This window comes from Burkholderia sp. MSMB1498, assembly GCF_001526245.1.
In the GTDB taxonomy this organism is placed as follows: Bacteria; Pseudomonadota; Gammaproteobacteria; order Burkholderiales; family Burkholderiaceae; genus Burkholderia; species Burkholderia savannae.
This window is the reverse complement of sequence record NZ_LOYJ01000059.1, coordinates 64727-88658: the sequence shown is the minus strand read 5'-3', so window position 1 is coordinate 88658 and position 23932 is coordinate 64727. Positions and strand designations below refer to the sequence as shown.

General features: G+C 69.9%; 18 protein-coding genes and 1 pseudogene. 8 read left to right on the top strand and 11 right to left on the bottom strand.

The genetic code is table 11. The features are described 5' to 3' along the window. Positions 1-39: 39 nt before the first annotated feature. From WS91_RS37285 to WS91_RS11345, 3 genes and pseudogenes are all read left to right on the top strand, one after another. A pseudogene (locus WS91_RS37285) lies at positions 40-210 on the top strand (helix-turn-helix domain-containing protein); the annotation flags it as partial. Between the two features lie 209 nt (positions 211-419). Then, positions 420-3638 (top strand): efflux RND transporter permease subunit, encoded by a 3219-nt coding sequence (locus WS91_RS11350; protein WP_059670296.1) that lies wholly within the window; start codon positions 420-422, stop codon positions 3636-3638. A 15-nt stretch (positions 3639-3653) separates the two neighbouring features. After that, positions 3654-4904, top strand: coding sequence for an efflux RND transporter periplasmic adaptor subunit (locus WS91_RS11345; RefSeq protein ID WP_059670295.1), 1251 nt, complete (start codon positions 3654-3656; stop codon positions 4902-4904). Here the strand turns inward: WS91_RS11345 and WS91_RS36780 are convergent. Further along, entirely contained in the window at positions 4834-5478 is a 645-nt protein-coding gene (locus WS91_RS36780) for a hypothetical protein (protein ID WP_197422236.1), read from the bottom strand. The two genes, WS91_RS11345 and WS91_RS36780, sit on opposite strands and share 71 nt — an antisense overlap. 130 nt (positions 5479-5608) lie before the next feature. Here WS91_RS36780 and WS91_RS11340 point away from each other — a divergent pair, with 130 nt between their 5' ends. The 3 genes from WS91_RS11340 to WS91_RS11330 are packed head-to-tail and all read left to right on the top strand — an operon-like array spanning position 5609 to position 9537. Beyond that, positions 5609-7375, top strand: coding sequence for an efflux transporter outer membrane subunit (locus WS91_RS11340; protein WP_231752013.1), 1767 nt, complete (start codon positions 5609-5611; stop codon positions 7373-7375). Positions 7376-7405: 30 nt separating this feature from the next. Next, positions 7406-8104, top strand: a complete 699-nt coding sequence (locus WS91_RS11335) for a heavy metal response regulator transcription factor (RefSeq protein ID WP_059578543.1) — start codon at positions 7406-7408, stop codon at positions 8102-8104. Next, positions 8101-9537 carry a heavy metal sensor histidine kinase gene (locus WS91_RS11330; protein WP_038747672.1) on the top strand — a complete coding sequence of 479 codons (1437 nt, stop codon included), beginning with the start codon at positions 8101-8103 and terminating at the stop codon, positions 9535-9537. Before WS91_RS11335 ends, WS91_RS11330 begins: the two co-directional genes overlap by 4 nt. 147 nt (positions 9538-9684) lie before the next feature. Here WS91_RS11330 and WS91_RS11325 read toward each other — a convergent pair whose 3' ends face one another. Beyond that, positions 9685-10404, bottom strand: coding sequence for a pyridoxamine 5'-phosphate oxidase family protein (locus WS91_RS11325; protein WP_038747670.1), 720 nt, complete (start codon positions 10402-10404; stop codon positions 9685-9687). 104 nt (positions 10405-10508) lie between these two features. On the opposite strand from WS91_RS11325, the gene pdxR reads away from it, so the two are divergent. Next, a complete protein-coding gene (gene pdxR / locus WS91_RS11320) occupies positions 10509-12017 on the top strand; it encodes a MocR-like pyridoxine biosynthesis transcription factor PdxR (protein ID WP_059670294.1) in 1509 nt (502 codons plus the stop codon). Positions 12018-12062: 45 nt separating this feature from the next. Here pdxR and WS91_RS11315 read toward each other — a convergent pair whose 3' ends face one another. Further along, positions 12063-14042, bottom strand: a complete 1980-nt coding sequence (locus tag WS91_RS11315) for a carboxypeptidase-like regulatory domain-containing protein (protein ID WP_156432358.1) — start codon at positions 14040-14042, stop codon at positions 12063-12065. Positions 14043-14338: 296 nt separating this feature from the next. Here WS91_RS11315 and WS91_RS11310 point away from each other — a divergent pair, with 296 nt between their 5' ends. Next, positions 14339-16069: an alpha/beta fold hydrolase gene (locus WS91_RS11310; protein ID WP_059670292.1), complete on the top strand. Its 1731-nt coding sequence runs from the start codon at positions 14339-14341 to the stop codon at positions 16067-16069. Positions 16070-16224: 155 nt separating this feature from the next. On the opposite strand, the gene WS91_RS11305 is transcribed toward WS91_RS11310, so the two are convergent. The 8 genes from WS91_RS11305 to WS91_RS11270 all read right to left on the bottom strand — a co-directional run bounded on the left by WS91_RS11305 (position 16225) and on the right by WS91_RS11270 (position 23727). Further along, positions 16225-16599 (bottom strand): outer membrane protein assembly factor BamE, encoded by a 375-nt coding sequence (locus tag WS91_RS11305; protein ID WP_038747662.1) that lies wholly within the window; start codon positions 16597-16599, stop codon positions 16225-16227. A 129-nt stretch (positions 16600-16728) separates the two neighbouring features. Then, a complete protein-coding gene (locus tag WS91_RS11300) occupies positions 16729-17796 on the bottom strand; it encodes an AI-2E family transporter (protein ID WP_059578559.1) in 1068 nt (355 codons plus the stop codon). A gap of 105 nt (positions 17797-17901) precedes the next feature. Continuing rightward, a complete protein-coding gene (locus WS91_RS11295) occupies positions 17902-18330 on the bottom strand; it encodes a GNAT family N-acetyltransferase (protein ID WP_059670291.1) in 429 nt (142 codons plus the stop codon). Between the two features lie 199 nt (positions 18331-18529). Continuing rightward, positions 18530-19291, bottom strand: coding sequence for an enoyl-ACP reductase FabI (fabI, locus tag WS91_RS11290; protein WP_059670290.1), 762 nt, complete (start codon positions 19289-19291; stop codon positions 18530-18532). A 1074-nt stretch (positions 19292-20365) separates the two neighbouring features. Continuing rightward, complete coding sequence (locus tag WS91_RS11285; protein ID WP_038747652.1) at positions 20366-21463, bottom strand: NADH:flavin oxidoreductase/NADH oxidase; 1098 nt, start codon at positions 21461-21463, stop codon at positions 20366-20368. Between the two features lie 369 nt (positions 21464-21832). Further along, positions 21833-22513, bottom strand: coding sequence for a type 1 glutamine amidotransferase domain-containing protein (locus WS91_RS11280; protein WP_038747649.1), 681 nt, complete (start codon positions 22511-22513; stop codon positions 21833-21835). A gap of 28 nt (positions 22514-22541) precedes the next feature. After that, entirely contained in the window at positions 22542-23015 is a 474-nt protein-coding gene (locus WS91_RS35780) for a hypothetical protein (RefSeq protein WP_059670289.1), read from the bottom strand. A gap of 106 nt (positions 23016-23121) precedes the next feature. Next, positions 23122-23727, bottom strand: a complete 606-nt coding sequence (locus tag WS91_RS11270) for a TetR/AcrR family transcriptional regulator (RefSeq protein WP_059578577.1) — start codon at positions 23725-23727, stop codon at positions 23122-23124. Positions 23728-23932 lie beyond the last annotated feature (205 nt).

Genomic DNA, 23932 nt, shown 5'->3' with positions numbered 1-23932 from the left:
TCGACGGGCGTCGCACGCACGCGCCGCCGCTCGACGACATCTATCTGTGCGGCGGCCGGGTTGTCACCGTCATATCTGGTCCGCGCGTTCGGCGCGCGTTACGGGATGAAGCCGCATGCGTCTCTCGCGAACCGGCGCATTCGATACGGCCGCGCGCGGTTGAAGCTCGGCCGGCCGATCGCCGACGTCGCGCTCGATGCGGGCTTCGCCCCAAGCCCGCCAATCATCAGCCGAATGCGCCACCCCGATCCGGCCGGTCCGGCAAAGCCTGCGCGCCGACGCCCGCCCCGCCCGATTCCTCCGACGATCCGTTCCTGACAAATCCGCCATCTTCGCGTCAGCGACACGTCCGGCGCGCTTTTTTATCATGCGATCCCGACCACCGACGCAACGCCCGCCCGTCTGAGCACCCGCCCTCCATGTGGATCGTCAATCTCGCGCTCAAGCGCCCGTACACGTTCATCGTGATGGCCATCATGATCCTGCTGGCCACGCCTCTCGCTCTGATGCGCACGCCGACCGACGTGCTGCCGTCGATCGACATTCCGGTCATCAGCGTGATCTGGAATTACAACGGCCTGTCCGCGCAGGAGATGACCGACCGGATCACGTCCGTCCACGAGCGCACGCTGACGACGACCGTCAGCAACATCCAGCACATCGAATCGCAGACGCTGCCCGGCATCGCGATCATCAAGATCTTCCTGCAGCCCGGCGCGAGCACGCAGACGGCGATCGCGCAGACGGTGTCGGCCGCGCAGGCGATCGTGCGGCAGATGCCGCAGGGCGCGACGCCGCCCCTCATCATCAGTTACTCGGCGTCGAGCATTCCGGTGATCCAGCTCGGGCTGTCGAGCCAGTCGATGAGCGAGCAGCAGCTCGCCGACGTCGCGATGAACTTCCTGCGCCCGCAACTGATCACGATTCCCGGCGCGCAGGTGCCCTACCCGTACGGCGGCCGCACGCGCGTGATCTCCGTCGATCTCGACACGCAGGCGCTGCTCGCGAAGGGCATGACGCCCGCCGACATCGTCAATGCAGTCAACGCTCAGAACCTCGTGCTGCCGACCGGCACCGCGAAAATCGGCCAGACCGAATACCGCGTCGGCACGAACGCGTCGCCGGACACGCTCGCCGAGCTGAACCGGCTGCCCGTGCGGACGACGGGCGGCGCGACGATCTATCTGTCAGACGTCGCGCACGTGCGCGACGGCTTCACGCCGCAGACGAACGTCGTGCGCAAGGACGGCGCGCGCGGCGTGCTCGTGTCGGTGCTCAAGAGCGGCGACGCGTCGACGCTCGCCGTTGTCAACACGCTGAAGGCGCTGCTGCCGTCGGTCGAGAACACGCTGCCCGAGGATCTGAAAATCACGCCGCTCTTCGATCAGTCGGTGTTCGTCGACGCGGCGATCCAGGGCGTGATTCACGAGGCGCTGATCGCCGCCGCGCTGACCGCGATGATGATCCTGCTGTTCCTCGGCAACTGGCGCAGCACGCTCATCATCGCGATCTCGATTCCGCTGTCGATCTTCACGTCGCTGCTCGCGCTCGCCGCGCTCGGCGAAACGATCAACATCATGACGCTCGGCGGCCTCGCGCTCGCGGTCGGCATTCTCGTCGACGACGCGACGGTCACGATCGAGAACATCGAACGCCATCTGCATCTGGGCTCCGACCTGCGCACGGCGATCCTCGAGGGCGCGGGCGAGATCGCGGTGCCCGCGCTCGTGTCGACGCTCTGCATCTGCGTCGTGTTCGTGCCGATGTTCTTCCTCACGGGCGTCGCGCGCTATCTGTTCGTGCCGCTCGCCGAGGCGGTGGTGTTCGCGATGCTCGCGTCGTACGTGCTGTCGCGCACGCTCGTGCCGACGCTCGCGATGCTGCTGTTCGGCAAGCACCGCCCGGGCATCGGCCCAGCCGCGCCCGCCGCGCGGCCGTCGCGCTTCGCGCGCTTTCATCATGCGTTCGAGCGCGCGTTCGAGCGGCTGCGCGCGGGCTACATCGTGCTGCTGAGCGTGCTGCTCGTGCGCCGCCGCTTCCATGCGTCGCTCTTTCTCGGCTTCTGCGTGCTGTCGACGGGCCTCGTGTTCGCGCTCGGCCGCGACTTCTTCCCGAGCGTCGACGCGGGCAACCTCCGCCTGCACATGCGCGCGCCGACCGGCTACCGGATCGAGGAAACCGCGCGGCTCGCCGACCAGGTCGAGCAGACGATCCGCGAAGCGGTGCCGGCCGCCGAGCTCGGCACGATCGTCGACAATCTCGGGCTGCCGGTGAGCGGCATCAACCTGTCGTACAGCAACGCGGGCACGATCGGCACGCTCGACGGCGAGATCCTGATCGCGCTCAAGCCCGGCCACGCGAGCGCGCAGCGCTACGTCGAGCAGTTGCGCGGCCTCTTGCCCGCGCGCTTTCCGGGCGTCGAGTTCTTCTTCCAGCCGTCGGACATCGTCACGCAGATCCTGAACTTCGGGCAGCCGGCCGCGATCGACGTGCAGGTGCAAGGCGCCGACCTCGCGTCGAACATGGCGATCGCGAGCCGGCTGATGAAGCGCGTGCGCGCGATTCCCGGCGCCGTCGACGCGCACGTCCTGCAACGCAACGACGAGCCGAGCCTCACGGCCGACATGGACCGCACGCGCATGCAACAGCTCGACCTGTCCGCGCAGAACGTCGCGCAGAACCTGCTGATCTCGCTCGCCGGCACGTCGCAGACCGCGCCGTCGTTCTGGGTGAATCCGAAGACGGGCGTGCAATATCCGCTGACGATCCAGACGCCGCAATACCAGGTCGGCTCGGTCGGCGACCTGCTCGCGACGCCCGTGTCGGCGAGCGGCCGCGCGGGCGCGCCGTACCAGCTGCTCGGCAATCTCGTCGACATCGTGCCGGGCGTGTCGCCCGCCGTCGTCACGCATTACAACATCCGCCCGGTGATCGACCTGCTCGTGAGCGTCGAGGGCCGCGACCTCGGCTCGGTCGCGACCGAGATCGGCCGCGCGATCGACGACGCGCGCGCGACGCTGCCGCGCGGCACGACGATCACGATGCGCGGCCAGGTGGAGACGATGCGCACGTCGTATCTCGGCCTCGGCGCGGGCGTCGCGATGGCAATCGTGCTCGTCTATCTGCTGATCGTCGTGAACTTCCAGTCGTGGCTCGATCCGCTCATCATCGTGAGCGCGATGCCCGCCGCGCTCGCCGGCATCGCGTGGATGCTGTTCATCACCGGCACGCACCTGTCGGTGCCGGCACTCACGGGCGCGATCATGACGGTCGGCGTGGCGACCGCGAACAGCATTCTCGTCGTCGCGTTCGCGCGGCAGCGGCTCGAGGCCGGCGCGCCGCCGCTCACGGCCGCGCTCGAGGCGGGCGCGACGCGAATCCGCCCGGTGCTGATGACCGCGCTCGCGATGATCATCGGCATGATCCCGATGGCGCTCGGCCTGGGCGTCGGCGCCGAGCAGAACGCGCCGCTCGGCCGCGCGGTGATCGGCGGCCTGCTGCTCGCGACCGTCTCGACGCTGCTGTTCGTGCCGCTCGTGTTCGCGGGCGTCCACCAGCGGCTCGCGAAGCGCCGCGCGCGCCGCGCCGCGGCCGAGCGTGCCGGCGACGCCGCGCCCCGTTCCGTTGACCCGAATTGAGAACCGGTTGAATCCATGGAAGAGAAACATCACAGCTCCGTCGTCATACACGTAGACGAATCCGGTCTCGATCTGCCCGCGCGCGCGCAAATGTGGAAGCGCGCGCAATGGGCGCTCGCCGCCGTCGGGCTGCTGCTCGCGGCGGGCGGGCTCCGCACGCTCGTCGCCGACTGGAGCCGCGCGAACCGGCTCGACGCGCTCGCCGCGCAGAACGCGCGCCAGTACGTGAGCGTCGTGCAGCCGAGCGCGGCGACGGGCGCGAGCCGCCTCACGCTGCCCGGCACGCTGCGCGGCTACGTCGAGGCGCCGATCTACGCGCGCGCGAGCGGCTACGTGCTGCGCTGGCGCGCGGACATCGGCGCGCGCGTGAAACAGGGCGAGCTGCTCGCCGAGCTCGACACGCCCGAGCTCGATCAGGAGCTTGCGCAGGCGGTCGCGCAGCGGCAGCAGGCCGAATCGACGCTCGCGCTCGCGAAAACGTCGCTCGATCGCGCGAGGCAGCTGCGCGAGCGCGATGCGGTGTCGCAGCAGGAGCTCGACGATCGGCAAGGCGCGTACACCCAGGGCGTCGCGAACGTCGCCGCCGCCGCGGCGAACATGCGGCGCCTCACCGAGCTGAAATCGTTCCAGAAGATCGTCGCGCCGGTCGACGGGATCGTCACCCAGCGCAACATCGACGTCGGCGATCTCGTCAACGCGGGCAACAGCGGCACGGGCCGCGCGCTCTTCACGGTCGTGCAGGCGGACCGGCTGCGCCTCTACGTGCAGGTGCCGCAGGCATATGCGCAACAGGTGCGGCTCGGCCAGCACGTGGGCGTCGCGCAGCCCGAGCTGCCGGGGCAGACGTTCGACGGCACGATCACGCACACCGCGCAGGCGATCGACGTTGCAACGCGCACGCTGCAAATCGAGATCACGCTGCCGAACGGCGACGGCAAGCTGATGCCGGGCGCCTACGTGAAGGCGACGCTGCCGATGGCGCCGGCCGGCAACCTGACGATTCCGGCGAACACGCTGCTGTTCCGCGCGGAGGGGCCGAGCGTCGCGGTGGTCGAGGCGAACGGGCAGATCCGGCTGCATCGCGTGACGATCGCGCGTACGCTCGGGCAGACGCTCGAAATCGACGGCGGCCTCGCGCCGGCCGACCGGATCGTGCTGAATCCGAGCGATTCGCTCGCGAACGGCGACGCGGTGATCATCGCGCAGCCGCCGAAGAGCGGGCGGGCCGCGCCGATGCCCGCGCAGGCGGCCGGAGCGCGGACGTGAGCACGCGCATCGCGTTCGGCGCGCGCGGTCCGCGCGGGGGGCTTCGGCCGTTCGCGTCGTCGGGATCGATTCGGGCGGTTCGGGCGGTTCGGGCGGTTCGGGCGGTTCGGGCAGTTCGGGCGATGATCCGGGCGGTCCACTCGATCAGGACGGCAATCCGGGTGGTCCGGGTTGTCCCGGTGATCCCGGTGATCCCGGTAATCTCGCCGATCTCGCCGATCGGTGCGATCGGTGCGATCGGTTCGATCGGTTCGGTCGATGCAGTCGATGCAGTCGGTGCAGTCGGTGCAGTCGGTGCAGTCGGTGCGGTCGATACGTCTGTCGCGATCAAGCCGCACGGATCGACCGGCACGCGGAAACCGTCGCGAGCGCCGGACTTCGCCCTTTCGCCGGCTTGCACCGATTCGTCCGCCTTTGCCAATTCGTTCACCCTCACCGGTTCGCCCACCTTCGCCGATTCGGCCACCCTCGCCGATTCGTCCACCCTCACCGGTTCGCCCACCTTCGCCGATTCGTCCACCCTCACCGGTTCGCCCACCCGCGCCCGTTCGCGCACCTCCGCCGATTCAGCCACCCCCGCCAGTTCGCCCGAAATTCGCTGCTCGCTTCAATCGCCGTATACAAGCGGCGCGCCGAATTCGCCGAATTCTCCCGATCTGCCGCCGCCCGAATCGCGTTCACGCCGGCCGCACCGCCCGCTCGCGTTGCTCGCGCTAGCCGCGTTCGCGCTCGCCGGCTGCACGGTTGGCCCGGACTACCGCCGCCCGCCCGTCGACACGCCCGCCGCCTGGTCCATCGACCCGGCCGATTCGTACTGGCGGCCCGCCGCGCCCGCGCGCGCATCGCTCGCGCCCGACTGGTGGCGCGCGTTCGGCGATCCGCTCCTCGACGAGCTCGAAACCCGCGCGCTCGCACACAACCCGAGCGTGCAGGCGATCGCCGCGCGCTACGACCAGGCGCAGGCGACGCTCGCGTCGGTCGCGTCCGCGCAATGGCCGAGCGCGGGCCTCGCCGCCGGCGCGTCGCGCGCGCGGATCTCGGCCGACCGCCCGCTCACGAACTACGCGCAGGCGAATCATTCGACCGTGCAGAACGACATGCAGATCGGCGCGACGGTCAGCTACGAGCCGGACCTGTTCGGCCGGATTCGCCGCTCGGTCGAGTCCGCGCAGGCGTCGACGGACCAGGCGCGCGACGACCTCGCGAACGCACGCCTCGTGATGACGGCGAACCTCGCGACGAGCTACCTCGCACTGCGCGAGACCGACGCGGAGATCGACGTGCTGAACCGCTCGGTCGCGCTGCAGCGCAAAGCGCTCGACTTCGTGTCCGCGCAGCACGACCTGGGCGCCGTGTCCGGCCTCAATCTGATGCAGCAGAAGGCGCAGCTCGACGCGACGCGCACGCAGGCGCAACTGCTGCTCAATCAGCGCGCGCAGCTCGAGCACGCGATCGCGACGCTCGCCGGCACGCCCGCGCCGGCGTTCTCGATCCCGCCGCGCGTACAGACGCTCGCCGCACCGACGCTGCCCGCCGGGCTGCCGAGCGAGCTGCTGCAGCGCCGGCCGGACGTCGCTTCGGCCGAGCGCGCGATGGCGGCCGCCAATGCCGAAATCGGCGTCGCGCGCGCCGCGTATTTCCCGCGCATCACGCTCTCGCCCGCGCTCGGCTGGGACGCGACCCGCTTCGCGAGCCTCTTCACGGCGCCGAGCCTGCTGTGGTCGGTCGGCGCGTCGCTCGCGCAGCCGCTGTTCGAGGGCGGCCGGCTCGCGGCAGGCGTCGCGTACGCGCAGGCGGGCTACGCGGCCGCGCAGGCGAACTACCGGCAAACCGTGCTGACCGCGTTCGAGGAAGTGCAAAACGCGGTAACCGGGCTGTCGGTGCTCGACGAGGCCGAGCGCCGCGCGCGGGCGGCCGTCGACGATGCGCAGCGGCTCGTCGGCCTCGCGCAGGACCGCTACGCGGGCGGCCTGACCGCGTACATCGACGTGATCGGCGCGCAGCAGCAGTTGCTCGCGAGCGAGCGGCAGGAAGTGCAGATTCGCGGGCAGCGCGCGGCGCTCGTCGTGTATCTGGCGAAGGCGCTCGGCGGCGGGTGGAGCGCGGTGGAGACGGAAGAGGCGCAGCGGCCGGCAGGCGGCGCTCCGATGCCGGCCGCTGCGTCGCGGGATGCCGCGACGCGCGCGGCGGCGAACGGAGCCGGAGCCGGAGCCGGAGTCGGAGTCGGAGTCGGAGTCGGGAACGAGGCTGGAACAGGCGAAGCCGCCGCGTCGACCGCCTTCGTGCCGGCTACTGCCGCGTCGGCCACTGCGACATCGGCCGTTTCCGTGTCGGCCGCATCCACGTCGACCGCATCCGCGCCGGCCGCATCCGCATGGCTCGCCGTCACGCCAGCCGAATCCGCACGATCCGCCGGGATGGGCGCACAATCTACGGCGAACGCCGGGGCGACGCCGGCCGGCGCGGCATAGCGGCACGCGACCGGCACAACGGGACAACACATGAAAGTACTGATCGTCGAAGACGAAGCGAAAGTGGTCGATTACCTGAAGAGCGGCCTCGCCGACGAGGGCTGGATCGTCGATGCCGCGACCGACGGCGAGGAAGGCGCATGGATGGCGCTCGAGTACGACTACGACGTCGTCGTCCTCGACGTGATGCTGCCGAAACTCGACGGCTTCGGCGTGCTCGGGGCGCTGCGCGCGCACAAGGACACGCCCGTCATCATGCTGACCGCGCGCGACCGCGTCGACGACCGCGTACGCGGCCTGCGCGGCGGCGCCGACGACTACCTGACGAAGCCGTTCTCGTTCCTCGAGCTCGTCGAGCGGCTGCGCGCACTCACGCGCCGCGCGCGCGTGCAGGAATCGACGCTGATCTCGATCGGCGATCTGCGCGTCGACCTGATCAGCCGCCGCGCGACGCGCAACGGCGTGCGGCTCGACCTCACCGCGCAGGAATTCCAGTTGCTCGGCGTGCTCGCGCGCCGGCGCGGCGAGGTGCTGTCGAAGACGACGATCACCGAGCTCGTCTGGGACGTGAACTTCGACAGCAACGCGAACGTCGTCGAGACCGCGATCAAGCGGCTGCGCGCAAAGCTCGACGGCCCGTTCGCGGACAAGCTGCTGCACACGATCCGCGGAATGGGCTACGTGCTCGAGGAACGCGCGGAAGAGGACGCGGAGGCCAAACGCTCATGACGCGCTCGATTTCCAGGCGGCTGTCGGTGCTGTTCGGCGTCGCGTCGCTGTTCGTGTTCACGCTCGTCGGCGTCGGCCTGTTCGCGATGATGGAGCGGCAACTGTTCGCCGAGCTGCGCGCGACGCTCGACACGCGCACGAAGATCGCCGCGATGATCGTGTCGCACGGCACGACGGCCGCGCGCTTCAAGATCACGCAGGACAAGCTCGCCGATCTCGAGCCGCCCGACGGCTCGACCCGCTATCACGTCGACAGCGCCGATCCGGCGTTCCGCTTCGGCAAGCCGGTCGAAGGCGAGCCCGACGGGCCCGCCGCGGACGGCTTCCTGCGGCTGCGCCCGCCCGGCAGCGAATACGACGTGATGACGAAGACCGTCGCGCTGCCCGCGAGCGGCGAGCGCCCGGCGCTCACGCTCGTCGTGTCGACCGCGTGCGAGCGCACGCAGAAGATGCTGCGGCACATCATGCTGACGCTCGCCGCGCTGATCGCGGCGGCGACGCTCGCGACGCTGCTGCTGAGCCGCGCGGTCACGCGCGTCGGGCTCGCGCCGCTCGCGCGGCTGTCGCGCGAGGCCGCGTCGCTCGGCCCCGCGAACCGGCGCCGGCGGCTGCACACCGACGCGCTGCCGCGCGAGCTGCACGATCTCGCGAGCTCGTTCAACGGCGCGCTCGAACGGATCGAGCACGCGCACGAGCGGCTCGAATCGTTCAATGCGGACGTCGCGCACGAATTGCGCACGCCCGTGAGCATCCTGATCGGCCAGACGCAGGTCGCGCTCGCGCGCGAGCGCTCGGCCGAGCGGCTGCGCGAGACGCTCGAATCGAATCTCGAGGAGTTCGAGCGGCTGCGGATCATCGTCAACGACATGCTGTTCCTCGCGCGCCGCGACCGCGGCGAGCGCGCGACCGATCTCGCCGACGTGTCGCTCGCGGCCGAGGTCACGCGCATGCTCGCGTTTCTCGACATGTCGTTCGACGACGCGCAACTGCGCGCCGAGCTCGCCGGCGACGCGCGCGCGAGCGTCGATCCGTCGCTGTTCGGCCGCGCGATGACGAACCTGCTGATCAACGCGATCCAGCACACGCGGCCGGACAACACGATCCGCGTGACGATCGCGGCGCGCGGCGAAACCGTCGAGATCGCGGTGTCGAACCCGGGCGAGCCGATCGACGCGACCGCGCGCGCGCATCTGTTCGAGCGCTTCTACCGGATCGAGGAAGCGCGCGCGAACAGCAACGAGAATCACGGCCTCGGGCTGTCGATCGTGAAGGCCGTCGCCGAGATGCACGGCGGCGCCGTGTTCGTGTCGTGCGAACGCGGCTGGAACACGATCGGGTTCTCGGTCGCCGCGCGGCCCGCCGACGCCGCGCCGCAGGCGCACGACGCGCGCACGGCGGCAGCCGGGCCGCGGCCTACGCTGAAGACGACTTGAGCGGCCGGCGGCCGGCGCGTTCGATGTCGCCGACGCCGCGCCGCCCATGCCGCCCCGCGCGCGTCGATGCGCGCGGCGCCCGCGGCCCCCGTCGCCGAAAGCCGCCGCCCCGCCCCATCGCCGAGCGCATGCGAGCGCGCATGCGACTCAGCGCACCGCGACGCGCCTCGCCTCCTCGTCGTCCGTCTCGCGCAGCGGCACCGCGTCCTGCCAGCGCCGCACGTAATCGGGCACGCCCGCCGGCGCGGCGTCGGTGATCGGCGCGAAGTGCGCGTCGCGCATCGGCAGCACGCCCGCCCACACCGGCAAGCCGAGATCCGCCTCGTCGTCCTTCGGGCCGCCTGCGCGGATCTTCGTCGCGGCTTCGTCGAGCGCGATGCGCAGCACGGTCGTCGCCGCGAGCTCGTTCGCGTCGCCCGGCCGGGCGTCGCGGCTTCGGCCCGGCGCGATCCGCTCGACGAACGCATCGAGCACGGCCGCCTTCCGCGCATCCGGCACGACCTCGAACTCGCCGTAGATCACCGCCGACCGGTAGTTCATCGAGTGATTGAACGCCGAGCGCGCGAGCACGAGGCCGTCGAGATGCGTGACCGTCACGCACACCTGCGCGCCCGCCGCCGCGAGCTTCAGCATCCGGCTGCCGTTCGAGCCGTGGATGTACAGATGATCGCCCTCGCGCCAGCACGCGGTCGGAATGCAGTGCACGCCCGACTCGTCGGCGAACGCGACGTGGCATACGTACGCGTCGTCGAGAATCGCTTCGAGGGTCGCGCGATCATAGCGGCCGCGGTTGGCGACGCGGCGCACGCGGGTGCGCGAGCTCGGCGCGGTCGGGGGCCGAGCGGATTCGGCTGCGGTCGAGGTCATTCGGCGTGGCTCCTGGATGGACATGATCGTTTCGACAGGCTCGACGATAGAAAATCTGTGGCACCATGAATAGATCCATGAGATCGATCATTTTTGGAGCCACGATGGATTACGGCGTGCTGCTGTCGAACTTCGAGCGGGACAACGCGCACGACGCGCTCGCGCGCGCGTCGCAGCAGCATCGCCTTTATGCCTGCCTGCGCGCGGCGATCCTGAGCGGCACGCTCGAGCCCGGCACCTGCCTGATGTCGTCGCGCGCGCTCGCCGAGACGCTGCGGATCGCGCGCAACACGGTGCTTTATGCGTACGAGCGCCTCGCCGCCGAGGGCTTCGTCGTCGCGCGGCGGCAAGGCACGATGGTCGCGCGCGTCGGCCTGCCGGCGGCAGGCGCGGCCGCATCGCCCGCGCACGCGCGGCCCGTGCTGTCGCGACGCACCGCGGATCTGCCGGACACCGATGTCGACGACGAGCGCGAGCCGCTGTCGTTCCTGCCGGGCATGCCCGCGCTCGACCAGTTTCCGCTCGCATCGTGGCGCCGCGCGACCGAACGCGCGTGGCGGCGCATCGGCCCCGCGCAGCTCGGCCATGCGCCGCTCGGCGGCAACCTGCGGCTGCGGCAGGCGATCGCCGAATATCTGCGCGTGTCGCGCGGAATCGGCTGCGAAGCGGAGCAGGTGTTCGTCACCGACGGCACGCAGCACGGGCTCGACCTGTGCGCGCGCACGCTCGCCGACGCGGGCGACACCGCATGGATCGAGAATCCCGGCTACGTCGGCGCGCGCTCGGCGTTCCAGGCGGCCGACCTGCGGCTCGTGCCGATCCCCGTCGACGCCGACGGCCTCGCGCCGAGCGCCGAGTACTGGCGCGCGGCTCCGCCGCGGCTCGTCTACATCACGCCGTCGCATCAGTATCCGCTCGGCGCGGTGATGAGCGTCGAGCGGCGCATCGCGCTCGTCGCGAACGCGCGCGCGGCCGGCGCATGGATCATCGAGGACGACTACGACAGCGAGTTCCGCCACTTCGGCGCGCCGCTCGCCGCGCTGCAAAGCCTCGGCGACGACGCGCCCGTCGTCTATCTCGGCACGTTCAGCAAGACGATGTTTCCGACGCTGCGGATCGGCTTCGTTGTCGCGTCGGCGGCGCTCGCGCCGGAGCTGCGCCGCACGATCGGCGCGCTCGCGCCGCGCGGCCGGCTCGCCGAGCAGCTCGCGCTCGCCGATTTCATCGAGGCCGGGCATTTCACGCGGCATCTGCGCCGCATGCGCCGGCTCTACGAAGAGCGGCGCGACGTGCTGCAAGCCGCGCTCGCGCGCCATCTCGGCGGCGCGCTGACGGTGTCGGGCGGCGCGGGCGGCATGCACCTGTCCGCGCGGCTCGACGCGCCCGTCGCGGACGTCGACGTCGCGCGCGCGGCGCTCGCCCGCGCGATCACGGTGCGGCCGCTGTCGCGCTTCTGCCTGCCGGGCACCGATCGCGCCGCGTACAACGGCCTCGTGCTCGGCTACGGCGCGGTGCCGACCGAGCAGATCGACGCATGCGTGCGGCGGCTCGGCCTCGCGATCGACGATGCGCGGCGCGGCGCGCGAAAACCGGCGCGAGACGCCGCGAGATGAGCCGGATGGCGCGCGGGCGCGAGCCCGCTCGCCATCGGCTCCGGGCTACGAAGCATCGGGCGCGTTCTGGCCGCTGCGGTAGGTTTCATTCAGGTAGAACTGCACCCCCTGCGTATTCTTGCTGCGCAACTGCACGATGCGATAGGCGGCATCCGACGCATTGTCGACGGCCAGGAAGCTGCACGCGATGGGCGACGTGGGCGCCGCCACCGCGACCGAAGTCGCGCCGCTCGTGACCGGCACGGTCGCTTCGCATCCGGCCTTGTTCTGGTCCTCGCTCTGAACGTTGATCTTGCCGAGCGTCAATTGCGCCGGGTTCGGCGAAGGCGAAGGCGGCGGCGTGAAGTCCACGTTCAACGCGGCTTGCGCGCCGGCGTACGCGCCCGTGGCCGACAGGAAACCCGCAGCCACGTCGGCGCCCAGCACCGGCCAGGCGCCTTGCGGATGGGCCGCGTCGTTGCCCTGCCCGTAGGCGTTGAGCCCCGCCTGCGCATCGATGAGCGGCGTCGGATTGAACACGCTGTAAGTGCCGAGCGCCGCGCCCGTCGCGTCGTATAGCGTGAACGTGTAAGCGCCGTACAACGGCAGCGAGCCGTCGAGCTTGCCGGTGCTCCAGAAGCCCTTGGCGGGCGGCGTGAACGCGCCGCCCGGCAGCGTGGCCCACGACCAGCGATATTCGTTGGTATTGCTGCCCGTCGTGGTTCCGGGCGCCGGCTGCGACGACGGCTGCTTCGCCATGATCGCCAGCGAACCGTCCCCCGTGACCGTCGAATGCACGAGCCACAATCCGGCGCTCGGCAGGCCGGGCCCCGTCACGTGGGCGGCATCGATGTTGCGACCGCCGGGGCCGCCCAGGTTCACGCCCAACGTGACGCCCGCATCGAAGAAGCTCGCATCGTGGCTTCCCGTGGAATTGACGAAGCTGTCGTGGAAATTGCGATAGGTCGCGCGCGACGTCGCCGAAATATCGAAGGGCAGCTGGTTGCCGACGATGTCCCAGCCATAGCGGGTTCGAACCGACGGTTGCACCGTCGTATAGAGCGTGTACGGATACGCCTGCGGTTGCCCTTGCGCGGGCGCGGTCAACGCATAAGGAATGCCGATCAACGCGCCGGTGGCGCCTTGCCCCCCGGTCGCATTCGGAATGCCGACCGTCTCGACGATCGACGGCGTGCCGAACACGACGGTGGCGCTTTGCAGATTCGCATCGTATCGGGAAATGCGCGCATAGCCGTTGTCCATGTAGCCGGGATCGACCACGTTGCAGGCGGCCCCCGTGCCGCCCGCGGCCACGCATGCCTGCATGTCGGCGACTAGGCTCGCAAGGCCGGCGTTCAGCGAGGCAACCGTCGCGGCGGCCTCGGGGACGGGCGGTTGCGGCACGCTGCCCGGCGACTGCTGCGCGTTGAGCGTCAGGTCGACGTTTCCTTGCGCCGACGTCGCGCCGATGAAGGTCAGATACGTCGCGGAACCTTGAGCGACGATCCGGAACATGTCGATCACGGCGTCGGCGCCGGCATGGTTCGCCGAAAACGGCGCGCCGATCGGATCGAATGCGGCGGGGTTCGACACGCCGGCAGCGCTCAGGAAGTGCGTGAGATACGTGTCGAGCACCTGCGTGGCAGATTGCACCTTGGCCGGCGTGACCTCGGCGCTCAAATTGGCCGGTATCGCAAGCTCCAGCGGATTGCCCCCGGGCGTGAGGAGCGCGCTGACGGCCGTCGTCAGCGTGGTGACGTTGGCCGTCGCGCTTTGTCCGGCGGCGGGCGTGCTCGCGAGCACCGAGACGAACGGGCCGACCTGGCCCCCCGGATCGGTCGCGACGAGCGCGACGGGCTGCGCGAGCCCGGTCACGTCGAGCGTATACGCGCCGCTCACCCCCGCCTGGGTGGTCACGGTCTTGCCGTTCACGTCGACGGCGGTGACGACCGCGTTCGGCACCGGACTGCCGCTTGCGACCGTGCCGCTCACGGTCGCGTCCTGCGCCGCGCCGCCCGGGCCCGAATTGGCGTTTGCGCCGCCCACCGAATTTCCGTCTGCGCCGCAACCCGCCAGCATCGACGAAATGGCCGTCGCGACACCCATCGCGGCAAGCCGTAGCCTGATCTGATTTTTCATCATCGTCCCCTTAGCCGTGCGTATCATTTTCAGGAAGAGCCACCGAGTGGCGCCTGGACCGAATCGCGTCGACGCCGCGCTTCGATCCGGCACCCATCGTGGTCGGAATGCGATCGCGGCGCATCACCCGTTCGAGGTATCGATCGAGCGCGGCGGCATGTCATGATCGAGGCTCGAGGCGGCACCGCGTCGAGGGGGGCGGGATGAACGAACGCACTGAATTTCCGGCCGGGCCGCTGTCGAGCCTGATTGGCCTGATTTATGAGACGGCGAACGACGACGACCTGTGGCCGCATCTGCTGCAGGCGATGGCGGATTTCCTGTCGGACGCCCGCGTTCACGACGCGCTGCCGATTCCGCGGCACGAGACTGACCGCATGGTCGCGAGCTGGTTCGACGGCATGGGCAACCCGCTGCCGACGAGCGCGACGGCGGCCGAACGCCAGATCTTCACGCTTCTCGCGCCGCACTTCGTCCGGGCTTGCGACATGCGCCAGCGGCTGACCGATTCCGACGGGCAGCGATGCCTGAGCGAAAGCGTGCTCGATCGGCTGCCGGTCGGCATCGCGCTGGTGGCGCGTAACGGCGCGATCGTCCACATGAACCGGGCGATGCGATCGATCCTGAATGGCCACGGCGGCCTGGCGATCGTCGCCGGCCGCCTGGAATCGCGGCCCCGGCGGCTTCTCGACGACGCGTTGCGCGACGCGCCCGAGCATGCGCAAACGCAGGCCGCATTCCGGCTCGACGGCGGGCAAGCGGCGCTGTCCGTGCTCGTGAGCCGCGTCGCGCGGGAAGCGGGAACGAACGCGCACGCGATGGTCTGGGTCGCCAGCTCGGATGCGCCGCTCGTGCCGGAAGCCGGCCTGAGCGCGCTCTTCGACCTGAGCGCGGCGGAAGCGCGGCTCACCCAGCGGCTCGTGCGCGGGATGACGCTGGAGAACGCCGCGCAGGATCTCGGTACGAGCGTGAACACGGTCAAGACCCAACTGAAATCGGTGTTCGCGAAGCTGGGCGTGCGGCGCCAACCGGAACTGGTTCAGGCGATCTGGTCGACGCCTCTCTGGCTCGATCAAACCGGAACGGCGCAACCATGGTCTCGCCTGCGCCGGCCACCCGCGGCCGCCGCGCGTTCGCCCGCGCAAGAGGACGGGCGCCTGCGCCTGCCCGACGGCCGGTGGCTAGCGTGGTCCGACAGCGGCGATCCGGACGGCCTTCCCCTGATCCTGATGCACGGCCTGTCGTGCTCACGGCACCTGCGGCATCCGGACGACGCCTTGCTTCGCGAGGCATCCATCCGGCTCATCATTCCCGAGCGTCCGGGCACGGGCGATTCCGATCCGATGCCGGGGCGGCGAGTGTCGGACTGGCCGGCGGACGTCGCGGCCCTGGCGAATCATCTCGATCTGACGCGCTTCGCCGTGCTCGGCTATTCGGCGGGCACGCCCTACGCGCTCGCCACCGCGCGAGCGATGGCGGACCGCGTGGATGCGCTGTTCGTCGTGGGCGCGACGCCTCCCGTCGAGCGCTTCGAGGATATCCGCGCATACTCGGCCCATTTCCGCATGGCGCTGATGGTGGCGCGCTACACGCCCAACCTGCTGCCGCCGCTACCGCAAGTCGTGATACGCAGCATTCGCAAGGACGTGTACGGCTATATCGAATCCATCCTGCAATCGATGCCGGAAGTGGATCGCCGGGTGTTCGAGCATGCGGAATTTCGCGAAAACTACGCGCGCGAATTGCTGGCCGGCGTGAGGCACGGCACACGGCACTTCGTCGCCGAAACGCTGCTGAACGTCCATGGCTGGCAAATCGACGGCGAGCGCTTCGCCGATGCCCGTCGAGCTCTTTCACGGCAGCCTGGACTGGCACATCTCGATCGACGCCGTGCGTCGGCTGACGGCGCGCATTCCGGGCGCCCGTCTGCATGAAATCGCGGATGGCGGGCACTTTCTGATCTATTCGCACTGGCGGGACATTCTGAGTTCGATCCGGCAATCCGTCGCGCGTCATGCGTGCGCGGACGAATAGGTCCGCCAGTAGGTCCACCGCAAGAGCCGCCCGCCGCGCCCGGACGCCGCGCCGGTCAGCGAACGGCGGAGCCGCGCAGCAAGCCGCCGCGGTCGGCTTCCGAGCAGGTCGCGAAGCCGTGCCGCGAGACGACGCCGCGCCGATCGAACACGACGTAGTACGGACGATGGTCGTTGCCGTGGCGTAAATCGTAGTTGTAGCAGACGCCCGAGCCGTTGCGCACCATCCAGACGCTCGCCGGATTGCCGCCCGCCGCCACGATCTGCGTCTGCGTCGCGCCCGGCTGCGCGGCCGCCTTCGGCAGCGGCAGCCTCGCGTACGAGAACGAATCGAACCAGCCGCTGAACCACGAACAGCCGCTCAACAGCAGCGCGGCGGCGAGCGGAAAAGCGAGGGCGGGAACGGTGCGGTTCGTCGTCTGGAATGGCATGCGGCTCAACCGTGCGGCGCGATGCCGTCGCAGTGGAAAACTGCATGCTAATCGACGTTTCGCTGTCTTTTTGTTGAATTTTCTTAAAACAGTCGGAAAAACAACGCACCGTTCGTTCGACGTGCGCCGTCAATCGACCCACTCCGCCCACAGCACGGTCAGCACCGTCATCAGCGCCGGGCCGACGAACAGGCCGAGCAGCCCGAACGTCTCCGCGCCGCCGAGAATGCCGAACAGCACGAGCAGAAACGGCAGCCGCGCCGAGCTGCCGATCAGCACCGGCCGCACGAAGTGCTCGGCGACGAACACGACGACGAAGCCGAACGCCGCGAGCCCGATCGCCCAGCCGGCCGCTCCTTGCACGAACAGCCACAGCGCGGCGCCGCAGAACACGAGCGGCGCGCAGAACGGCAGCATCGCGGCCACGGCCGTGACGAGGCCGAGGAGCGCCGCATGCGGCAAGCCGGCGAACGCATACGCGATGCCGAGCAGCACGCCCTCGCCGAAGCCGACGACGACAAGCCCCGTGACCGTCCCGTACACCGCGGCCGCCATCCGCTGCAGCAGCGCCGCGCCGTTGTCGCCGAACGCGCGCCGCACGCCGGTCAGCAGCGCGCCCGACAGGCGCGGGCCGGCCTGGAAGATCACGAACAGCGTGACGAGCATGAAGCCGAACAGCACCGCCGCGTGCGCGACGCGCGAACCGAAGTGGCGGCCGAACGTGACGACCGTCCCGCTATCGACGCCCTTCACCGCCGCCGGATGCAGCGGCTTCGCGAGATTCGCCTGCCACCACGCGCTCGCCTGCTGCGAGCCGAACGGCAGACGCGACAGCGCGTCGGGCGCGGGAATGCCCGCCTGCTCGGCGCGATGCAGCCAGCCGAGCAACTCGTGGCTCTGGTCGACCGCCTCGACGAGCCCCGCCGCGATCGGCACGACGACGAGCAGCGCGATCGCCGTCGTCAACGCGGCGGCGACGAGCGTCGCGCGGCCGTGAAAGGCGGGATGCGCGTCGATGCGGCGCAACGCCGGCCACAGCGCGATCGCGACGACGCATGCCCATGCGATCGCGGGAATGAAATCGCGAATCACCCACAACGCGAGCGCGACGAGCGCCGCATACAGCGCGCCGAGCGCGATCGACTGGGCCTTCGGGCGGCCGGACGGCTCCGGCGAGACAGGTGCGTTCTGGACCATGAGGACTCTTGGCGAATTGGGAAAGCGCGGCGCGCCGCGACATCGCCATCTTAATGGACGCGCACGACGATGCCGGTGCGGCGGCCGACCGTCGCGCGCGCCTGCTCAGCGCAGCGTTTTCGTCATGAACACGCGGCTCGTGCCGGGCGGATCGCACGGCACTTCGCCGAAGCGGCGCCAGCCGAGCTTCTCGTAGAACGCGGGCGCCTGGAAGCTGATCGTGTACAGCACGGCCGCGCCGCAGCCGCGCCCGCGCCCTTCCTCCTCGGCGAGCCGAAGGATCGCGCGGCCGATGCCGTCGCCGCGCAGCGCGTCGGTGAGATAGAACAGATCGACGAACATCAGGCCGAGCGACGTGCGGCCCGTCAGGCCGCCGAGCAGCGCGCCCGTGTCCGGGTCCTTCGCGAACACCGCGAGCGCACGCTCGTCGTTCACGCCGGCGCGCTCGACGTTGTACGCGGCGAGGCCCGCATCGATGAAATCGATCTGGGCGGGTTCGGGGCGATCGGTGACGACGAGCGTGACGGGCGGCATGGCAGTCCTTCGGGCGTGGCGGATGGCGAGCGGGATGGCGAGTCGAATCGAGACGGCCATCTTATCGCGCAGGCGCGACGCGCTCAAACACCGTCGAACATGCTCGAATACGTGCAAACGCGCGCGAGCGCCCGCCGCGCACGCCCGTTACGCAGGTGCCCGTTACGCAGCTGCCCGCTGCAAGTTGCGCGCCGCGCCGTCAGCCGACGACGTGATAGCCGCCGTCGACATATTCGACGTTGCCTGTCAGCGCAGTTGCATCGTCGCTCGCGAGGAACGCGGCGACATGGCCGACATCGTCGATGTCGACGAGGCGATGCCCGGGCGTGCGCTCGCGCACGCGTTCGAGCAGCGCGTCGAAGCGGTCGATGCCGGACGCTGCGCGCGTCTTCAGCGGCCCCGGCGACAACGCGTGCACGCGAATGCGCCGCGGCCCGAGTTCCGCGGCGAGGTAGCGCACCGAGCTTTCGAGCGCCGCCTTCACGGGCCCCATCAGGTTGTAGTCCTCGACTGCCCGTTCGGCGCCGTAGAACGTGACCGTCAGCAGGCAGCCGCCGTTCGCCATCAGCGGCTCGGCGAGATACGCGACGCGAATGAACGAATGGCACGACACGTCCATCGCCATCGCGAAGCCCGCCTGCGAGCAGTCCGTCACGCGGCGATGCAGGTCCTCCTTCGGCGCGTACGCGATCGAATGCAGCACGAAGTCGAGCCGCCCCCATTCGCGCTCGATGCGCGCGAACACGCTTTCGAGCTGGCCGGGCTCGCGCACGTCGCACGGCACGACGAGCCCGCTTCCGAGACGCTCCGCGAGCGGCCGGACATAAGGCTCGGCCTTGTCGTTCAGGTAGGTGATCGCGAGCTCGGCGCCCTGCTCGCGCATGACGCGCGCGCAGCCGAACGCGATGCTGCTTTCGTTTGCAATGCCGATGATCAAGCCACGCTTGTTCGGAAGACGCATAGGGATCTCCTTCGACGGTCGAGCATGAGCCGCCGAGCGACGGGCCGGATCGCGCCGCGCGAAGCGGTATGCCGGCGGCGCGGGCGCGTCGGCGGCCGGTGGATGCGGGCCGGCGTATTCGCGCCGCGAATGCCCGGCCGCCTTCGATGCTGGCCGAGCGGGCGGATGCGCGTCGCTCCGCCCGTCGACTGTCGGGGATCGATGCGGTTCGCGTGTTGATCGATGTCAACAGGATGCGGGAGCGCAAATCGCATTGCGCCTGTTGAAATCGGCGCGCGCTTCATCGCGGGACGGCCATGCGCGGCGCATGATGAACGCCGCGCGACGAGTGCGCACACGATGGGCGATGGGCGAGCGATGAATGGCGAATGGCAAGCGGCGAGCAGCCGGGGGTGCGGGGTGCGGGGTGCGGGGTGCGGGGTGCGGGGTGCGGGGTGCGGGGTGCGTGATGAGCAGCGTGCGGCGAATGGCGAATGGCGAATGGCGAATGGCGACGCCAAGTGACGCCCGCCGATCCGAAGCCGTCCATTCCTGCCTCAAAAAACAACGCGCGTTTCGTCGAAGGAACCTATCGCGCGACACATGACGAACGCCGCGCCGCGCAAGCGTCGACGTTGAACGCCTCCCGCCGACCGAGGCGGCGTGAAAACGCAAATCCACTCGGTTGTCGAGTGTCGCTTTACCCTTCCCGCGCTGTCACGCAGCCAATACCGCGCGATCTGAACGGTCGACTCTCTCGACTGGCGCGTTCGGCGTGCGTTTTCATTTTCACGCAGCCTCGACCCGATGCCGATCGCGAGCGCCGAACGAAAAACGGGCGGACGACATCTCGCCGTCCGCCCGCTATCAGGTCATCCGCGCCGTGACGATGTCGCGCGGCGAAAGCTCGTTCGCGCGAGCCCGCTTCGCGAGCGAACACGCATTCAAGCACGCGACATCGAGGCACCGACCGATCGAGGCCGCATCCGCCGCCCCGAACGCCGCGCAAAACGCCGCCCCGCATGCCGCCCCGAACGCCTCGCCGCCCGTCCCTGCGCGCCCGCGCCCCGCCCGGTAGCGCGGCGCGGCACGCCGTCAGGCCGCGCGATAACGCTCGAGCCAATGCGCATACGGCGCGGGCAGCGTCCACGACGCGCGCTCGACGCCGAGCTCGAGCGCCGCGCGATACGGCCAGTGCGGATCGGCGAGATGCGCGCGGCCGACCATCACGAGATCGAGCTGCCCGTCCTTCACGACGCGCTCGGCGAGCGCCGGCGTATCGATCCCCCACGCGGACGCGACGGGCAGTTGCGCTTCGCGGCGCACGCGTTCGGCCACCGGCGCGAGAAACGCGGGGCCCCACGGAATGCGCGCGTCGGGCGTCGAGAAGCCGACCGTCACGCTCAACAGATCCAGCCCTTCCTGCTTGAAGCGCTTCGCGAGCCCGATCGATTCGGCGAGCGTCTCCTCGTCGCGGCCATCGTATTCGATCACGCCGAAGCGCGCGGTGAGCGGCAGGCGCTCCGGCCACACCTCGCGCACGGCCGCGAGCGTCTCGACGAGAAAGCGCCCGCGATTCTCCGCGGAGCCGCCGTATGCGTCGGTGCGGCGATTCGAATGCACCGAGAAGAAGCTCTGTGCGAGATAGCCGTGCGCGAAATGCAGTTCGAGCCATTCGAAGCCGGCGTCGCGCGCGCGCTTCGCGGCCGCGACGTAATCGGCCTTCACGCGCGCGATGTCGTCCGGCGTCATTTCGTGCGGCACCTTCGACAGATGCGCTCCGTACGGCACCGCGGACGGCGCGATCGTCTGCCAGCCGCGCGCGTCGCCCGCGGCGATGTGATCGTCGCCTTCCCACGGCCGGTTCGCGCTCGCCTTGCGGCCCGCATGCGCGAGCTGGATGCCGGGCACCGCGCCCGCCGCCTTGATCGCATCGACCGAGCGCTCGAACGCGGCGGCCTGCTCGTCGTTCCAGAGCCCGGTGCAGCCCGGCGTGATGCGGCCTTCCGGCGACACCGCGGTCGCCTCGGCGATCACGAGCCCCGCGCCGCCGCGCGCGACGCCCGCGAGATGCACGTGATGCCACTCGTTGGGCACGCCTTCCTCGGCGACGTACTGGCACATCGGCGGCACCGCGATGCGGTTGCGCAGCTTGACGTCCTTCAGTTGAAACGGTTCGAACAATGCAGCCATCTACTACTCCTTCGATGTTCGTGTTTAGGGTCGGTGAGGTGACTCGAGTGACTCGGGTGACTCCACTCGGGTGATTCGGGTGATTCGGGTGATTCGGGTGATTCGGTGATTCGGTGACGCGGTGACGCGGTGACGCGGTGACGCGGTGACGCGGTGACACGGTAACGCGGTAACGCGGTAACGCGGTAATTCGGTGATTCCGTGACGCAGGTGATGCCGGTGATGCGGCGCGACGACCTCGCCCGGCGATGCGCACGCACCGCGATGCAAATCGACGCGACTCGATCCGGCTCGATGCCTCGACGCGAGTTGAATCGACTCGACGAAAACGCCGCGGGCGACGCGCAACGCGGCCGCCCGCGCCGCGTATTACTGCTCGAGCAGCTCGAGCAGCGCCTCGGCGACGGGCTCCGACGACGCCGGGTTCTGCCCGGTGACGAGCAGCCCGTCGACGACCACGTGCGGCGCCCAGTCGGCCGCGCGCGAGTAATGGCCGCCGCTCGACTTCAGCATGTCTTCGACGAGGAACGGCACGACCTCGGTGAGCTCGACGGCCGCCTCCTCGCTGTTCGAGAAGCCCGTGACGTTGCGGCCCTTCACGAGCGACGCGCCCGACGGGCCCTTCACGTTGCGCAGCACGCCGGGCGCGTGGCAAACGGCCGCGACCGGCTTGTCCGTCGCGATCGCGCGCTCGATCAGCGCGATCGAATGACGGTCCTCGGCGAGATCCCACAACGGGCCGTGGCCGCCCGGGTAGAACACGGCGTCGTAATCGTCGATCGACACGTCGGCGAGCTTGCGCGTCGACGCAAGCGCGGCCTGCGCTTCGGCGTCCTTGTCGAAACGGCGCGTCGCGTCGGACTGCGACGCCGGATCGCTGCTCTTCGGATCGACGGGCGGCAGCCCGCCGCGCGGCGACGCGAGCGTCAGCTCGGCGCCCGCGTCCTTCAGCGCGTAGTACGGCGCGGCCAGCTCCTCGAGCCAGAAGCCGGTTTTCTTGCCGGTCGCGCCGAGCTCGTCGTGCGAAGTCAGGACTACGAGAATCTTCATTTGGATGCCCTCCTTGATGTCTTGAGAATCAGGCGGCGCGGCCCAGGCGGGCCCGCCGGCCGTGCGCCGCCGAGGCGGCCGGCCGCCTGCTTGCCCGCGCCGCGAGATAGCGTGGGCTTCGCCGCGGCGTGCATCGAGTGCCGCCCCGCTGCCGGGCCACGTCGCGTTGCGCGGCTCGCGTGATGTCGTGCGTCATGTCGTGCGCCGCATCGCTTCGGTCCGTATCGGAGCAATCGGGCCTCGACGCGGCGTGCGCGCATCGCACGCCGGCACCGTGCGCGCTTCCCACCGCCCGAATGTCCCGCCGCACGGCTTCGTCGACGCGCCCGCGGGCGCATTCCTCGGCGCGTTCATCGGCGCGTTCGTCGCCCCGCCTGTCATCGTCGAACGGACGCGGCTTCGCGTCGGGCGCTTTCGGCGCTCGGCAAGCGTGGATCGATCGTGCATCGATCCGTTTGTCGAACCGGATTCGGATCGCGTTGCGATCGTCGAACTGTCGCATGTTGCATGCCCTCTAATAGACCAGTCGTCTATAAAATGACCGCAAAAAACGCGGCGGCGCGATTTCGACTTTCATCGTACGCGCCGCCGCGCATCGCAATTCGCGTTCAGCGTGCTCCCGGCAAACCGAGGATGCGCCGGGTGGTCGCCATCGCGATCGCGAGCGGCTCGCCGCTGCGCCAGATCTTTTCGATCAGCGTCGCGCCGACCCACAGCTCGTACAGCATCGCGGCCGTCTGCCGCGGGTCGAGATCGACCTTCAGCGAACCGTCTTCGAACGCCGCCGCGATGCACGCGGCGAGCCGCGCGACGATCTGCGACGTGCCGCGCTCGAGCGCCACGCGCATCGCTTCGGACAGATCGCAGACTTCCGCGCCGAGCTTCACGACGAGGCACTTGCCTTCGGGGTCGTTGCCCGCCTGCATCTGCTGCCACTGGCCCCAGTAGCGCATCAGCCGGTCTGCCGCGGGGCCGGAGCCGCGCACGAGCAACGCGTCGAGGTGCGCGAGGTAGTCGGCGAAGTAGGACTCGAGGATCGCCTCGCCGAATGCCTCTTTCGACCCGAAATAGTGGTAGAACGACCCCTTCGGGACGCCGGCCGCCGCCAGAATCTCGTTCAGGCCGACGCCCGTGAAGCCCTTGCAGAGCATGATGGGCTTGGCGGTGTCGAGGATGTGCTGCCGGACGTCGGCGGTGGTGGCTGCTGCGTTCATGAGGGTGGATGATAGCGCGAGATTAGACCAGTCGTCTAGCAACCGGAAATTGGCCCTGAGGCCGGCGCGGGATGCGCTTGGCCGCACGGCTGAAAACGGCGGGACAAATCGGCGACGTCGGCGCGGTCCGGGCTTCGCGTTCTTGATCGCGCCGTCGCCCGTTGGCTGCTCGCCTATCGCGCGGCGGGCGCAACTTTGTCGTGTC

What these genes read in the sequence shown, in the direction of transcription:
- WS91_RS11300 (WP_059578559.1), bottom strand. Translation starts at nt 17,796, where the DNA reads ATGGTCCAGAACGCACCTGTCTCGCCGGAGCCGTCCGGCCGCCCGAAG.
- fabI (WP_059670290.1), bottom strand. Translation starts at nt 19,291, where the DNA reads ATGCGTCTTCCGAACAAGCGTGGCTTGATCATCGGCATTGCAAACGAA.
- WS91_RS11345 (WP_059670295.1), top strand. Translation starts at nt 3,654, where the DNA reads ATGGAAGAGAAACATCACAGCTCCGTCGTCATACACGTAGACGAATCC.
- WS91_RS11295 (WP_059670291.1), bottom strand. Translation starts at nt 18,330, where the DNA reads ATGCCGCCCGTCACGCTCGTCGTCACCGATCGCCCCGAACCCGCCCAG.
- WS91_RS35780 (WP_059670289.1), bottom strand. Translation starts at nt 23,015, where the DNA reads ATGCGACAGTTCGACGATCGCAACGCGATCCGAATCCGGTTCGACAAA.
- WS91_RS11280 (WP_038747649.1), bottom strand. Translation starts at nt 22,513, where the DNA reads ATGAAGATTCTCGTAGTCCTGACTTCGCACGACGAGCTCGGCGCGACC.
- WS91_RS11310 (WP_059670292.1), top strand. Translation starts at nt 14,339, where the DNA reads ATGAACGAACGCACTGAATTTCCGGCCGGGCCGCTGTCGAGCCTGATT.
- WS91_RS11325 (WP_038747670.1), bottom strand. Translation starts at nt 10,404, where the DNA reads ATGACCTCGACCGCAGCCGAATCCGCTCGGCCCCCGACCGCGCCGAGC.
- WS91_RS11350 (WP_059670296.1), top strand. Translation starts at nt 420, where the DNA reads ATGTGGATCGTCAATCTCGCGCTCAAGCGCCCGTACACGTTCATCGTG.
- WS91_RS11330 (WP_038747672.1), top strand. Translation starts at nt 8,101, where the DNA reads ATGACGCGCTCGATTTCCAGGCGGCTGTCGGTGCTGTTCGGCGTCGCG.
- WS91_RS11305 (WP_038747662.1), bottom strand. Translation starts at nt 16,599, where the DNA reads ATGCCATTCCAGACGACGAACCGCACCGTTCCCGCCCTCGCTTTTCCG.
- WS91_RS11270 (WP_059578577.1), bottom strand. Translation starts at nt 23,727, where the DNA reads ATGAACGCAGCAGCCACCACCGCCGACGTCCGGCAGCACATCCTCGAC.
- WS91_RS11335 (WP_059578543.1), top strand. Translation starts at nt 7,406, where the DNA reads ATGAAAGTACTGATCGTCGAAGACGAAGCGAAAGTGGTCGATTACCTG.
- pdxR (WP_059670294.1), top strand. Translation starts at nt 10,509, where the DNA reads ATGGATTACGGCGTGCTGCTGTCGAACTTCGAGCGGGACAACGCGCAC.
- WS91_RS11285 (WP_038747652.1), bottom strand. Translation starts at nt 21,463, where the DNA reads ATGGCTGCATTGTTCGAACCGTTTCAACTGAAGGACGTCAAGCTGCGC.